Annotated in this window: 13 protein-coding genes; 4 read left to right on the top strand and 9 right to left on the bottom strand. The window is 56.2% G+C overall.

The features are described 5' to 3' along the window. Position 1: 1 nt before the first annotated feature. The 6 genes from mutY to BN2106_RS13325 all read right to left on the bottom strand — a co-directional run bounded on the left by mutY (position 2) and on the right by BN2106_RS13325 (position 7346). Positions 2–1042, bottom strand: a complete 1041-nt coding sequence (gene mutY, locus BN2106_RS13300; protein WP_242846329.1) for an A/G-specific adenine glycosylase — start codon at positions 1040–1042, stop codon at positions 2–4. After that, entirely contained in the window at positions 1039–2634 is a 1596-nt protein-coding gene (locus BN2106_RS13305) for an amidohydrolase (protein WP_050699055.1), read from the bottom strand. The genes mutY and BN2106_RS13305 overlap by 4 nt, the downstream gene beginning before the upstream one ends. Positions 2635–2830: 196 nt before the next feature. After that, positions 2831–3502, bottom strand: a complete 672-nt coding sequence (locus BN2106_RS13310) for a DUF6320 domain-containing protein (protein ID WP_050699056.1) — start codon at positions 3500–3502, stop codon at positions 2831–2833. Next, positions 3499–4782 (bottom strand): hypothetical protein, encoded by a 1284-nt coding sequence (locus BN2106_RS13315; RefSeq protein ID WP_050699057.1) that lies wholly within the window; start codon positions 4780–4782, stop codon positions 3499–3501. Before BN2106_RS13315 ends, BN2106_RS13310 begins: the two co-directional genes overlap by 4 nt. Next, on the bottom strand, positions 4779–5708 hold the full coding sequence (locus BN2106_RS13320) for an alpha/beta hydrolase (protein WP_407921756.1): 930 nt from the start codon (positions 5706–5708) through the stop codon (positions 4779–4781). Before BN2106_RS13320 ends, BN2106_RS13315 begins: the two co-directional genes overlap by 4 nt. A gap of 9 nt (positions 5709–5717) precedes the next feature. Continuing rightward, complete coding sequence (locus BN2106_RS13325; RefSeq protein WP_074017525.1) at positions 5718–7346, bottom strand: DEAD/DEAH box helicase; 1629 nt, start codon at positions 7344–7346, stop codon at positions 5718–5720. A gap of 538 nt (positions 7347–7884) precedes the next feature. Between BN2106_RS13325 and BN2106_RS13335 the strand changes: the two genes are divergently transcribed. The 4 genes from BN2106_RS13335 to BN2106_RS13350 all read left to right on the top strand — a co-directional run bounded on the left by BN2106_RS13335 (position 7885) and on the right by BN2106_RS13350 (position 10759). Then, positions 7885–9114 (top strand): class I SAM-dependent rRNA methyltransferase, encoded by a 1230-nt coding sequence (locus BN2106_RS13335; protein ID WP_050699060.1) that lies wholly within the window; start codon positions 7885–7887, stop codon positions 9112–9114. A gap of 234 nt (positions 9115–9348) precedes the next feature. Then, positions 9349–9786: a hypothetical protein gene (locus tag BN2106_RS13340; protein ID WP_050699061.1), complete on the top strand. Its 438-nt coding sequence runs from the start codon at positions 9349–9351 to the stop codon at positions 9784–9786. Between the two features lie 27 nt (positions 9787–9813). Continuing rightward, on the top strand, positions 9814–10251 hold the full coding sequence (locus BN2106_RS13345) for a hypothetical protein (protein ID WP_050699062.1): 438 nt from the start codon (positions 9814–9816) through the stop codon (positions 10249–10251). A gap of 19 nt (positions 10252–10270) precedes the next feature. After that, a complete protein-coding gene (locus tag BN2106_RS13350) occupies positions 10271–10759 on the top strand; it encodes a P-loop nucleotide/nucleoside kinase family protein (RefSeq protein ID WP_154666532.1) in 489 nt (162 codons plus the stop codon). Positions 10760–10827: 68 nt separating this feature from the next. On the opposite strand, the gene BN2106_RS13355 is transcribed toward BN2106_RS13350, so the two are convergent. From BN2106_RS13355 to BN2106_RS15830, 3 genes are all read right to left on the bottom strand, one after another. Further along, a complete protein-coding gene (locus BN2106_RS13355) occupies positions 10828–12333 on the bottom strand; it encodes a catalase (RefSeq protein WP_050699064.1) in 1506 nt (501 codons plus the stop codon). A gap of 294 nt (positions 12334–12627) precedes the next feature. After that, entirely contained in the window at positions 12628–13797 is a 1170-nt protein-coding gene (locus BN2106_RS13360; RefSeq protein WP_050699065.1) for an ABC transporter permease, read from the bottom strand. Next, positions 13781–14500, bottom strand: a complete 720-nt coding sequence (locus BN2106_RS15830; protein WP_082236508.1) for an ABC transporter ATP-binding protein — start codon at positions 14498–14500, stop codon at positions 13781–13783. The genes BN2106_RS13360 and BN2106_RS15830 overlap by 17 nt, the downstream gene beginning before the upstream one ends. Positions 14501–14511: the final 11 nt, after the last annotated feature.

Below are 14511 nucleotides of genomic sequence, written 5' to 3' on the forward strand. Positions count from 1 at the left end.
ATTATCCTGTAAACGCATCCAGATAGGCGCGGAAGGCGGACGGCAAAGCATACACCTCCAGCAGCTCGTTTCGGCCCGCCCAGGTGAAGCCGTCCGGCTTTTCCTTCAATTTTACCCAGTAACCGGTCATATGCCATTCTACATGCGTAAAAATATGTTTCGCAGCGGGAAGCGGTTTTAACGCAAGCGGGCGAATCCCCCAATCCTGTAAAACCTCGCCCGCCCCCTCCGGGGAGAGGCGCCCTTCCGCAGACGGCAATTCCCACAGTCCGGCCAACAGGCCGCTGTCCTCACGCCGCCGGATGGCCAGTTCGCCGTTGTACACCAACAAAAAAACCGTTTTCTCTTCGATGCGGCGCGCTTTTTTCTTTGCCTTGACAGGCAGCTCCCGCGCGATCCCCAGTCGGTTCCCCTCACATAAGGCGGCCAGCGGGCAGACCAGGCAGCGCGGTTCCCCGCCCGGACCACAGACCGTCGCGCCCAGCTCCATCATAGCCTGATTGAAATCGCCCGGGCGATCCCGCGGGATCACCTCCCGGACCTGTTCTTCCACCGCGCGTTTGACCGCTGGCTCGCTGATATTGTCCCGCGACGCGGTCAGGCGCATCACCACACGCAGGACGTTGCCGTCCACCGCCGGGGCGGGGATCTGGAACGCGATGGAAGCCACCGCGCCCGCTGTGTACGGTCCGATTCCCGGGAGGCGCAGCAGTTCTTCATAGTCCGCGGGAAGTTCGCCGCCGTATTGTTCCACCAACACCTGCGCAGCCTTTTGCAAATTGCGTGCGCGGCTGTAATAGCCCAATCCCTCCCACAGTTTCATCAGCTGCTGCTCCGGCGCGGCAGCCAGGGCCGCAACGCCAGGCAGCTCTTCCATAAAGCGTGCAAAGTACGGTTTGACCGCCTCTACACGCGTCTGTTGCAGCATGATTTCTGAAACCCACACGCGGTACGGCTCCGGCCGGTCCCGCCAGGGCAGGGAGCGGGCGTTCCGGCCGTACCAGTCCAGCAGAGGAGGAACCATCTCCTTAAACGCGCTCACCGGCTTGCCTCGTAGACCGCCCTGCCGTCCTTTATGGTTGCCAGTACGCGGATGTCCCGGATCTCCATGGGATTGACTTGCAGCGGGTCGCGGTCCAGGATGACAAAGTCCGCCCGCTTGCCCGCCCGGATGGAGCCCTTTTCATCTTCTTCAAAATACTGGTAGGCCGCGTTGACCGTGACCGCGCGGAGCGCCTCCAGCGGTGTGACGCACTCTTCGTCCCCCATCACCACGCCGTTTTTGCTGATGCGGTTGACCGCGCACCAAATCGTTTCCAGCATATTGGGTTGAATCACCGGCGTATCCTGATGGAAGGTATCGATCACGCCGCATTCTATGGCAAAACGTGCCGGGCTGATTTTCTTTGCCCGCACCTCCCCAAAGTTTTTCAAATGCACATCGCCCCAGTACCAGGTGTGCGCCACAAAGAACGAAGCAATCATGTGCAGCTTTGCCATCTCTTCGAGCTGGTCCGGGCGCACCAGCTGTGCGTGAATCATCACTGGCCGGATTTGTTTCCCGGTTTGACTCTCCGCAAGGGCCTTTTTATATGCATCGATCATCTGCTGCGCCGCCGCGTCGCCGTTGCAGTGCACCAAAATCTGCATATTATCCCGCAGGGCTTCTTTCATGAATGATACAACCTGCGCGTCCTGATAAATGGGATACCCCGTGTATCCCGCTTCGCCGTTTTCATACGGCTGGGTCATCCAGGCGGTGCGGCCCTGCGGGGAACCATCCAGAAATATCTTATAGCCGCCGATCTTCAGGCGGTTGCGGTACTGCTTACAATAGGATGGATTTTCAGCAGCCAACGCACGGTTGTCCTTTAAATCCGGATACGCAACCACGTCCGCTTTTAAACGGTTTTGATCAGAAAGGCCCTTCAGCATTTCCCACCGGGCGGGGATGGTCAAGCCGTCCTGCACGGTCGTGATGCCATTTTGCAAATAGATGTCCTGCGCCAGTTCCAATTGCCGCATCAGCTGTTCCTGCGACGGCTGGGGAATTTTCGCTGTAAAAGAACTGAAGGCGGTCTCCTCCAGATAACCGTTCGGCGTTTTCCCATCCGCTTCTCTGCCGATCACGCCGCCCTCCGGGTTCGGCGTCTCCGCGTTGACACCCAGCTCTTTTAACGCCAGGGAGTTGACCACGCCCATGTGGCCAGAGGCATGCGTCACCACTACAGGGAATTCGATCTGGTCGAGCAGCTGCCGATCCGGGTGGCGCTTTTCCGCCAGGAAATTGTTGTCGTAACCAAACGCAGTGACCCACTGCCCCGGCGCGGGTTTCGTCTTTTGAATAAACGCTTGCAGCTTTTGCACCATTTCCGCAAAGCTCTTCGCCCCGGTCAGATCGACGGAACCGAGCGTCTGCGCCAGCGCTGTGATGTGGCTGTGCGGGTCGATGAACGCCGGCAGCAAAACCGCTCCCTGTAAATCCACCTCTTCGGTTCCCGGCGGACAGCTTTGCAGCAGCGTTTCCCTCGCTCCCGTGGCGCGGATCACGCCGTCCTCCACCAAAACTGCCTCCGCGTAAAGCGGCTCCTCCATCGTGACGATGGTTCCACCGCTGTAAATGGTCATGCTCATCAGTATCCCTGCCTTTCGTTGACAATATCGATAGAGGCTGTATTACCATGGTCTGCACAAAGGATTGACAGGATAAGCGTGATTCCCCCCGCCGGCGGCGGGGGGAATCACGAAATTCAGCCATTCTTTGTATATCAGTTGTGAGACAGCCCCGGGTTCCCTTTTATTGTGTACGCTTTTTCTGTGAATATCGGTTTTACAGGTGCAAACGCCGCTTTAATTCCTGCAGCATGTTGCCGCCCTCAAACACCATCAACGCCACCAGGGAGATCAGGCTGCCCGCCACACAGATCAGCGACGGATAGACCACCTGCAACATCCCCTTCACATAAAAAATAATGGGAATGACGCCGAAGAGGGCGGCGATGATCGTATAAATGATAAAGCTGCCGAGGTTAAGCTTGAACACGCGCGCCGTGATGGACAGCACCAGCAGCGCCACCACACACGCGATGGGAAACACATAGTCCAGCGACCAGCCGTGCCAGCCCGTAAAATAGTCCCAGAGCACCGTCAGCACGCAGAGCAGCACCACCTGGTACAGCACGCTTTTGGGGATATTGTTCCGTTTGCGGACCGCTACGGCCAGGCTGAGCCACATACAGGCCAATCCCGCCAGCACAAAGAGGCTCCACCAGCCGTGCTGCGGTAAAATTAGGTTGATTGTCACGCAGACGATCGCCGCCACGGCGGAAATCAGAATCAGAATTTTAAAAAACAGGCTGTGCTTATGCAGCACCGTCGGTATCTGCGGAAAAATCTCCCCGCGCGGGTCCGGCACGCCGTCTTCCCGCAGAGGCCCCTGGCACAGTGGGCATTCCGGGGTGCTGCCCGTTATTTTCACCTTACACTTGTCGCATGTTTTCATTCCGGCACCCCCTCTTCGTCCGGCAGGCGGCTGGCCGTGATCTCCACGGGAATCCCCATGCCCGTCAGCGCCCGGAAGAAATGCTTTTGAATATCTGTGCTGACCAGCGGCGTTGTAAAGCTGATGGTCAGGTTGTCTCCAAAGGAACACATACAGATCTGCAGGCGGTCCGTACTGACAAACACGTCGAACAGGCGGATATATTCCGCCAGCTCCGGCGGCATCTGGATTTTCCCCACGTTGGAGATGGCGGCGGTCTCCTTCTTTTCCGCCAGCTCATAACCGATGCGCATGCCGAAGTCTTTGACGACCAGCGGCGCAATGCGGGCAACCGGGTTAAAATCGTATTTGACAAACTGGCAGAGGCGCGCCTCCATTTTATCCTGCGTCAGCTCCCGCTCAAAATCGCGGTTCAGGCTTTGGATCACATCTTCCAGCCGGTTTGACTGCTTTTTAAAATTGTAGCGCACCTGCATGATGCTGAAAAAGTTGCGTGCGCTCTCCGAAGGGAAGTAGTTGCGCAGGTTGATTGGCACCGCCAACACAACCGGACGCTTTTTATACCGCACCATCATCTCCTGCTCGATGGCGCACATCAGCAGAGCCGCGCACAGCACAGTGAGCGTTGTCCCATACTCGTGCGCCTTTTGCAGGACCGCCTTCACCGGGACTACGCCTTCGATGACACGGACACGGCTTTCCGGCACGCGCGGGCCGCGCAGATGATAGGCGTTCGGCGCTTTCTCCGGCGCCTTTCTTTTTCTCGTATAATATTTTTGAAAGCTGTTGTTCATTTTCTCCGTAGCGGACGCGTCATAGTCCATCACAGGCGCGTTTTCCGCAAACCGGTCCGCATGCCGGATCAGCAGATAATGATACACCAGCACGCGCAGGAACTGCAGCGCACCCGTGCCGTCGGTCAATGCGTGGTAAATTTCCACGTTGATCCGGCAGCGGTAATAGGTCACGTTGAACAGCAGCCCCTTCCGGTTCTGATCGTAAATCGGACTGCACAGAGGGCGGGTTTCCTCCTGTACCTCCGGCCGTTCCACACTGTCCTCCAGGTAATACCAAAACATCCCCCGTCGCAGCACACAGCGGTACCCGGGAAAGACCTCCATCGCACGGTCCAGCGCCTGCTGCAACGCCTGCGGGTCCACAGGCTCCAAAAGCTCGCAGGAAAAACGGAACACTTTTGCGTCCGCTTTGGTGCTGGTGCACGGAAAAATCTTTGCCGCGTTGTCCAGCCGTCTCCATTCGGCAGATTTTTTCGGTTTCACGGTTGCGGCACCTCACTTAAAAAGCGATTGATGAGTTCATAGCATTCCTTGACCTGTGGAAAACTCGGCGGCAGGGAAAAGAAGCCGTGCAGCGCATCCTCGATGCGGTGCAGCTCCACCCGGTTTCCGAATTTTTCCATCTTGCGTGCGTACTCCTCGCCCTCGTCGCGCAAGGGGTCGTACTCCGCCGTAATCAGCAGCGTGTCCGGCTGGTTGGACAGGTCCTTCGCCAGCAGGGGCGCAAAATAGGGGTTGTGCAGATCCTCCGGCCCGCTCATATACAAATCCATATAATCGCAGATACGCTTGGAGGTCAACAGGTAATCCGTCCCGTTGTCCCGGATAGAATCGAAGAGCGAACGCTCCGAGTGGTCGTTATAGGTAGCGGGATAGATCAAAATCTGTTTGCCGGGTAGAAACTCGCCCCGGTCCCGCGCCATCAGGGAAACCACGGCGGCCAGATTGGCCCCCGCGCTGTCCCCAATCAGGGTGATATCGTTCGCGGGCGTATCCAGCAGCGCCGTGTCCAGAAAGATTTCGCGCGCGACGGCGTAGCAATCCTCCGGCGCGGCGGGAAATTTGTGTTCCGGCGCAAGCTGATAATCCACAGAGACGACCAAACGCCCCGTCAGGCGGGCCATGTTGGCGCATACCTTGTTGTAGGAATCGATATTCCCCAGCACCCAGCCGCCCCCGTGGAAAAAGAGCAGAATCGCGTGGCTTTCCGCCGCCTCCGGCGGAGAAAAGATACGCACGGGAATCTCGTGGTCTCCGCAGGACACCTTGTGATCCCAGGTTTTGTAAAAGGGCTTTAAGTAATGGTAGTGCGTCACGTTGACCACCTGACGCTCCCACCAGTAGTTTTTCTTAATATCAATATCGGGGTAAGACAGGGCCTTCAGGGCCGCCATCATCAATTTGTTGATCGCCATGGATCATCCCCTGCGTCCAAAGCGCGTCTGTCCCAGCGGCTGGTCGACCGGACGCTTGCGCGCGGGCTCCGCCTTGCGGATGGGTTCCAGTTTTTGCATGGGTTTCGCATCCCGTTTCTGCATCCCGCGTCCGCCCGGGACCGGGTCCCTTCTCTGGCGCGGCTTTTTGCCGCCCTCCGTTTTGCCGTAGAGCGTCGGGCGCTGCTCCGGCAACAGGTCGTGCAGGGACGGAAACTCCGTCATCGGCGTTGTTTTTTCCGGCTGCGGAGCGGGTGTACGCACCGGCTGCTTCTGCGGAAGCTTTGGCGCGGCGGGTTTTGCCGCCTTTTGCGGCCGGTTTTTCTGCGGGGCCGGCTTCGGCCCGGCGAGTTTGGGCGTCTCCGCCTTCTTTTTGGGCTCCTGCTTCCTCTGCGGGGCCGGCTGGGTCTTTTGCGCCGCCGGCTGCTGCGGGCGCTGGCCGCGGTTGCGGCGCAGCTCGGATTTCGGCGTCGGCACCGTGATCAGCATCGGATACGGGTGGTCAGTCACCACGGGGACATCCTTGCCGATCAGCTTGACGATGCGGGCAAAGTCGGCCTTCTCGTTGATATCGCAGAAGGAAACCGCGATGCCGGAAAGCCCCGCGCGGCCGGTCCGGCCGATGCGGTGTACATACGTCTCCGGTACCTCCGGAATATCGTAATTGATTACATGGGAAAGCTCGTCGATGTCGATGCCGCGCGCGGCGATATCCGTCGCCACCAGCACGCGCGTCACATGCTTTTTAAAGTCCCCCAGCGCCTTCTGGCGCGCGTTCTGGGACTTATCACCGTGAATCGCCGCGGCGCTGATCTTCGCACGGGTCAATTCCCGCACCACGCGGTCCGCTCCATGCTTGGTGCGGGTAAAGATCAGCGCGGAGGTGATCTCCGGATTTTGCAGCAAATGGATCAACAGCTTCCGCTTATTCTCTTTGTCTACGAAATAGACGCTCTGATCGATGGCCTCCACCGTAGTGGCGGGCGGCGTCACCGTGATTTTTTCCGGCTGGTACAGGATCGTATCCACCAGCTCGCTGATCTCCGGCGGCATGGTTGCGGAGAATAAAAGCGTCTGCCTCTTTTGCGGCAGCTTTGCAATGACCTTCTTCACGTCGTTGATGAAGCCCATGTCCAGCATGCGGTCCGCCTCGTCCAACACAAAAATCTGGACGTCCTGCAACTTGATGAACCCCTGGTTGATCAGGTCGTTCAGCCGGCCCGGCGTGGCGACCAAAATGTCGACACCGCGCTTGAGCTGCTGCACCTGCGCGTTCTGCGGCACGCCGCCGAAGATCACACAGGATTTCAGGGAAAGATAGCGTCCGTAAGCCGTAAAGCTCTCGTAAATCTGCAGCGCCAGCTCCCGGGTGGGCGTGAGGATCAGGGAGCGGATTTTCTTTGGCTGCGCAGCGCCCTGTTCAGTCAGGCGCTGCAAGATCGGCACAGCGAAAGCCGCTGTCTTTCCCGTGCCCGTCTGGGCACAGCCCAGAAGATCTTTTCCCCGCAGCACCGGGGGAATCGCCTGCTCCTGAATCGGCGTCGGCGATGCATAGCCCTCTTTCTTCAGGGCGTTCAAAATGGATGGGATCATGCCAAGTTCTTGAAATGTCATACTGTTTCCTTTTCTATATTTAATGGGCGCGCCCTTGGACACGCCTGAAAACGGAATCCTGGCGCGGCGCTTTCCCTGTTAAATGGAAAACCCGTGCCCGGGGACAGTATCATACCGCCCTTTGGGGTTCCGCAGACCTGCTGTACATACGGACGATCGTCCGTTTTGTTTATTATAGCGCATAACCGAAAAATATTCCACTGTATTCTATCTTGTCCCTGTTTTATCGTAAAAAATAGCTGATCCCGAAGAAACTTCCGCGCGAAACAATTAGGAAAGCCACAGCAATCCATTTTTTGTTGCGCGTGGATATTTTGAGATTTTCTATAAACCATGGGCGTAATAAAAAATAGCTGATTCCGAAGAAACCTCCGCGCGGAACAACAGGAAAGTCACAGCCGTTCATTTTTTGTTGCGTTTAGAAGTGGAAAATCTCGCGATTTTCTTAATGCAATAAAAAATACGGCCCGTATTTCCTATACGGGGGCGTTTATGTTATACTGATTAAAAAATTGATGGACAAGGAATGAAGCGGAGCATGAAACAGGAGAGGAATTATCCGCGGGTGGAAGTCACCCGCAAAGCGGAAAACAGTATTAAGGCGGGACATCCCTGGATTTACAATACAGAGCTGGGCCGGGGGGAAATGGCCTGCAAAGACGGCGATCTGGTCGACCTCATCAGCCCGCGCGGCAAATATCTGGGCACGGGTTTTTATAACCGCCACTCCAAAATCCGGGTGCGGCTGCTCTCCACCAACGCGAACGACCGGTTTGACGAAGCTTTCTGGAAGCGCCGCCTGCGGTATGCATGGGACTACCGCAAGACGGTGATGGGAAACGATCTCTCCTGCTGCCGCGTCATCTTCGGTGAGTCGGACGCGTTCCCGGGCCTGACGGTGGACCGGTTCAGCGATATTCTGGTGACGCAGACGCTCAGCCTGGGCATGGAGCAGCGCAAATCCATGCTGTTTCCCCTGCTGGTGCGCATTTTGCAGGAGGACGGGCAGAAAATCTCCGGCGTGTACGAGCGCAACGACGTGGCGATCCGTGAACTGGAGGGCATGGAGCAGGGCAAGGGCTTTTTCCCGCTGGACGGGATCCCCACGCCCGCATCCACAGAGACGGAAATTGTGGAAAACGGCATTTGTTACGGCGTGGATTTTGAAAACGGCCAGAAGACCGGCTTTTTCCTCGATCAAAAGTACAACCGTCAGGCGGTGGCGCGGCTGAGCAGGGGCAAACGCGTGCTGGACTGCTTTACGCATACCGGCTCTTTCGGCCTGAACGCGGCAATGGGCGGCGCGGCACACGTCCACGCGGTGGATATTTCGGAAGCCGCTGTGGCAATGGCGGAGGCGAACGCCAAACGCAACCAGTTGGATCACTCCATGAGCTTTGAGGCGGCAAATGTCTTTGACCTGCTGCCCTCCCTGCCCTGTGGCGCGAAGGACGGCTACGACTTCATCATCCTCGACCCGCCGGCCTTTACGAAGTCGCGCCAGACGGTGGAGCACGCAATGCGCGGCTACAAGGAGATCAACCTGCGCGCCATGAAGGTGCTGCCGCGCGGCGGCTATCTGGCCACCTGCTCCTGTTCGCACTTTATGACGGACGCGCTGTTCCGCGATATGCTGCGCAGCGCGGCGTTCGACGCCAACGTCTCTCTGCGGCAGATTGAGGCCCGCCAGCAGTCCCCAGACCACCCCATCCTCTGGAACGTGCCGGAGACGGATTATCTTAAATTCTATCTGTTCCAGATTGTGTAAAAGGTTAATAAAGCTGATGAAAAGAGAGTCATGTGATGGCTCTCTTTTCATCATATTTATAGATTTAAGCAAATCAATTCGCCATAATATAACTAATTTTATTTTAATGATATCGTTTTAAGAAAATATTGACGAAAACTCCATTTTACCTTATTATGTAAATATCAAAATATAGAAAGGACTGATTCCCATGGTCCATTTCAATTCCATAAAACTTTTAAAGGATGAACGAGTATGTACAAAGAAAAATCCAACATCCTCTGGGAACAGCCCGGATTCTATCTCTCCGCCTTGCTGTGCCTGCTGATCGGCTTCTCCGCCGGTGTGATTACCATGATCAACTACATGAACGATCACAAAGACGTTCTTACGATCTCCGCTGAGGAAGCAAGGGAAGAAGGTCTCAGTCTGATCCGTGAAGAAGTCGCCAGGCAAAACCCGGACTGCCCATGGAATGAAACTACGACCATCAGCAAATCCATCGCGTTTCGCACCTCATATTTGCTCTATGTCAATACAGACGGAGTAGACGCAGGCGCTATTTTTGTATTTGAGAGGGATGGGAAAGCGCACGGCGAAATTGATAGTTATGATGTGAACGCCTCTTACATAGAAGTGGGAAAACGCAATCAAGGCGTCACTTTATTCGGTTTGCTGGGGATCGGCGCCTAAATGCACAGAATGCAAGGTGAATAACATATGTACAAAGAAAAATCCAACATCCTCTGGGAACGGCCCAGATTCTATCTCTCCGCCTTGCTGTGCCTGCTGATCGGCTTTTCCGCCGGTGTGATCACTATGATCAACTACATAAACGATCACAAAGACGTTCTTACGATCTCCGCCGAGGAAGCAAGAGAAGAAGGCCTCAATCTGATCCGTGAAGAAGTCGCCAAACAAAACCCGGACTGCCTATGGAATGAAACCACGACCATCAGCAAATCCATCGCGTTTCAAACTACCTATTTGCTCTATGTCAATACGGACGGAGTAGACGCAGGCCTAATATTTGTTTCTGAAAGAGATGGACAAGCGCACGGTAATATTTACAATTATGATGTAGATGCTTCTGAAATAGAAACTTATAAGCGTAAGCAAAGTGTTACGCTATTCGGAGTATTGGGTATTGGAGCTTGAACGGAAAGGAAAACATATCATGCCGGAAATCATCCTGCTCTGCGGCCCCTGCGGCTGCGGCAAAACCTATTATGCACAGCGGCTGCGGGAGCGGGGCGGAACCGCCGTCCTCTCCAGCGACGACCTGATGCTGCGGCTGTTTGATACCTGCATCGGGCCGGAACGCCATCAGGACATGCTGCGCCGCTGCAAATCGTTTTTACTCCAGCAGGCGGAGGAGCTCTACACGCTGGGTCTGACGGTCGTGCTCGACTTCGGCTTCTGGAGCCGCGCGGAGCGGGAGGAAACCAAAGCCCGTTTTGCCGGGCGGGGAATCCCCGCGAAGCTGGTCTATCTGAACGCGCCGTACGAGGTGATCACCCGCCATTTGGAAGCCCGCAACCAGGCGGTGGAGCGCGGCGAACTGCGCGCCTACCACATCGACGCGGAGAAACGCGCGCGGTTTGACACGTGGTTTGAGGAACCCGGGCCGGAGGAAATCGATGAAGAAATACAGATTTCGGAATAAACAAAACAACACGCGACGGTTTAAAAGCAAAACCATCCGCGTGTTGTTTTTTATACTCTTTTTTTACTTTACGGCTGCAGCGTCGCTTCGACTAGCTCCTGATGAGACAGCCTGGAAAGCGTTTTCACCTTCTCCAAATCCAGCCCCATTGCCTCCGTGACACGCCTGCCGTATTCCTCATCCGCCAGATAGCAGTGCACCGCGTGGCGGTACTTGATATTCTCCGTGACGGGCGCGATGTTGCGCGCGGTATTTTCAATTAGCAGGGCGCGCTTGTCCTCCGTCATCACCCGGTAGAGGTCCCCGCCCGCGCGGAAGCAGTCGTCCGTGGGGTCGTCCTTCGGGTCGTAGGCGTACATGGCGCCGGAGAGGTCCAGCGGGGGCTCCATCACGCCGGGCTGCGCGGACCAGTCTCCCAAACTGTTCGGCGTATAGGCCGGCCGGTCGCCGTAATTCCCATCGGTCCGCATGAACCCGTCGCGGTGGTAATCATTGACTTCGCATTTTGCGCGGTTGACGGGAATCTGATTGTAATTGACGCCCAAACGATACCGCTGTGCATCCCCATAGACAAACAGGCGGCCCTGCAGGAATTTGTCCGGGGAGAATCCGATGCCCGGCACCACATGGGCGGGGGTAAACGCCGCCTGCTCCACTTCCGCAAAATAGTTCTCCGGGTTGCGGTTCAGCTCCAGAACGCCAACTTCATGCAGCGGGTATTCCTTGTGCCGCCAGATTTTGGTGATGTCAAATGGATTTTCATAATGGTTCTTCGCCTGTTCTTCCGTCATAATCTGCACATACATGGTCCAGCGGGGATAGTTTCCGCGCTCGATTGATGCAAACAGGTCGCGCCCGTGGCTCTCGCGGTCTTTGGCAATCAGCGCTTCTGCTTCCGCGTCGGTCAGATTTTGGATCCCCTGCTGCGTGCGGAAATGGAACTTACACCAAACGCGCTCGTTTTTTGTATTGTAAAAGCTGAAGGTATGCTCCCCAAAAAAATGCATGTGGCGGAACGTGGCCGGAATACCGCGGTCGGACATGACAATCGTGGTCTGGTGAAACGTTTCCGGGAGAAGCGTCCAGAAATCCCAGTTGTTCTGCGCGGAACGCAGGCCCGTGCGCGGATCGCGCTTGACCGCGCGGTTCAGGTCCGGAAAATTATGTACGTCCCGGAGAAAAAACGTCGGCGTATTATTGCCCACCAGGTCCCAGTTGCCTTCCTCCGTATAGAACTTGCAAGCTACGCCGCGAATATCGCGCTCCGCGTCCGCCGCGCCGCGCTCGCCCGCAACTGTGGAAAAGCGAATAAATACGTCCGTCTTTTTACCCGGCTCAAACACCTTTGCCTTTGTCCACTGCGTGATGTCGTGTGTTACGGTAAACGTGCCGTAAGCGCCCCAGCCCTTCGCGTGCATGCGCCTTTCCGGGATGACCTCCCGGTCAAAATGCGCCAGCTTTTCCAACAGCCAGACGTCCAGCATCATCACCGGGCCCCGGGGACCGGCGGTCAGGGAATTTTCGTTTTCCGCCACCGGCGCGCCCACTTCGTTTGTCAACTTTTTCTGATCCATTTTCCTTCCCCCTGTCTGATAAATTTAAGAATAATTCTTACCTTTATTTTACATCTTCGGGATTGGCAACGCAACAAAATAGTAGCTAAACTTATTGGTCCATTCTTGACAGAAGCAACAAAACGGCAGCCGCCCGGTTCTCCCGGACAGCTGCCGTTTCCAGCGGTAAACCCGCCAATCTATAAGAAACGCCCCGGTCGTCTCGCATGGCCTGAAAACAGGACAGGGCCATGCTGAAACGGCATGCGCATGCTGCCGCGCCCTCCCGACGCCCGGAAACGGTCGCAAACCGGCTTATTCGCTCCGCAGCGCGTCGATCGGGTTCAGCTTGGCGGCGCGCCGTGCCGGCATATAACCGAAGATCACGCCGATGCCCGCCGAGATGCCGAATGAAACCAGAATTGCCGCTGCGGACGGCGTCGCCTCCAGCCCGATCAGCCCACCGACCACCGACGTCACCGCACAGCCCAGTACAATGCCGACCAGGCCACCCATGGCGCTGGTGACGCCCGCCTCGATGATAAACTGCTGTAAAATGGTCCGGCGCTTGGCGCCCAAAGACTTGCGGATACCGATTTCCCGCGTGCGTTCCGTCACGGAAACCAGCATGATATTCATGATGCCGATACCGGCCACCAACAGGGAAATCGCCGCGATGCCGACCAGCAGGAGGGTCATCATATCCGTCATGGAAGTCACCATCTCCAGCATCTCGGAAAGGCTGGTGACGGTGTACAGGTCCTCGTTTCTAAATATCTCATACAGCTCGTTTTTCAGCACGGTTTTCGCGGTCTCCATGTCATCCACATTGTTGACCGTAAAGGTATAGCTGGATATATCCGCGCTGAAGGAGAGCTTGGTCGCCACTGAATAGGGCAGGTAGACACAGTCGTCGGAGGAGCCTTCCTCCGACTCCGCCTTTTCCTGCAAAATCCCGACCACTGTGTATGCCTCGCCGTTGATTTTCACCGTCTGGTTCAGGGCGTTCTGCCCCGCAAATAGGTCCTGCGCCACGTAGGAACCGATGACGCAGACCTTCTGACGGGAAACGATGTCGGAATACTGGATAAAGCGCCCCATGGAAAGCTCCAGCGCCTTGACCTGCATGTAATCTTCGCCGACGCCGCTGATGCTGGTTGTCGTCGTGCTCTCCGTCCCCTTTTTCAGGGTGGCGCGCACGCTGACTGTGGGGCTCATGTTGGCAAACAGCTTGCTTTGTTCGTCCAGGAAGGCATACATGGTGTCCACATCCACATTCCGGGTGTCCGTATTGGTTACGGATACACTCACCTGGTCGGTGCCGAGGTCGGAAAAGCTGTCTGAAATGTAGTTTGTCATTCCCTGCATCAGGCTGACCAGAATGATGACGGACGCCACGCCGATGATAATGCCGAGCATGGTCAGGAAGGAGCGCATTTTACTGCTCGCGATGCTCTTGATCGCCAGCCTAAAGGATTGACTCATAGGCACTCACATCTCCGTCAAAAATAATCTTTCCGTCGTGGATCTTGACCACGCGCTCGGCTTCCATAGCGATGGAATTGTCATGGGTGATGATGACGACGGTATTTCCCTCGTCGTGCAGCTGTTTTAGAAAGTCCAACACCTCGCGGCTTGTTTTGGAGTCAAGCGCGCCGGTCGGTTCGTCCGCCAGGATCAGGGAGGGGTTCCCCACCAGCGCGCGCGCAATGGACACGCGCTGCTGCTGCCCGCCGGAAAGCTGCTGCGGAAAATAGCGCCATTTATCGCGCAGGCCCACCCGTTCCAACGATTCCAGGGAGCGCTCCGTGCGCTCCTTCTTTCCCACGCCTGCATAGACCAGGGGCAGCTCCACATTTTCCAGCAGGTTCTGTTTGGGAAGCAGATTGTATTGCTGGAATACAAAGCCGATGGTTTTGTTGCGGACCTCCGCCAGACTATCGTCCTTCATGCAGCTGACGTCCTGCCCATTGAGGACGTATTTGCCGTCCGTCGGGACGTCCAGCGCCCCGATGATGTTCATAATGGTGGATTTGCCGCTGCCGGATTTTCCCACGATGGAGACGAATTCCCCGGGATAGATATCCAAAGAGATCCCGTCGTTGGCGCGCACCACCATATCGCCCATGTTATAAATTTTATAGATTTCCTGTAAGGAGATTAACGGTTGCAGCGTTTGTGTTCTCATCAGAATCCACC

The organism is Anaeromassilibacillus senegalensis (assembly GCF_001261775.1).
In the GTDB taxonomy this organism is placed as follows: Bacteria; Bacillota; Clostridia; order Oscillospirales; family Acutalibacteraceae; genus Anaeromassilibacillus; species Anaeromassilibacillus senegalensis.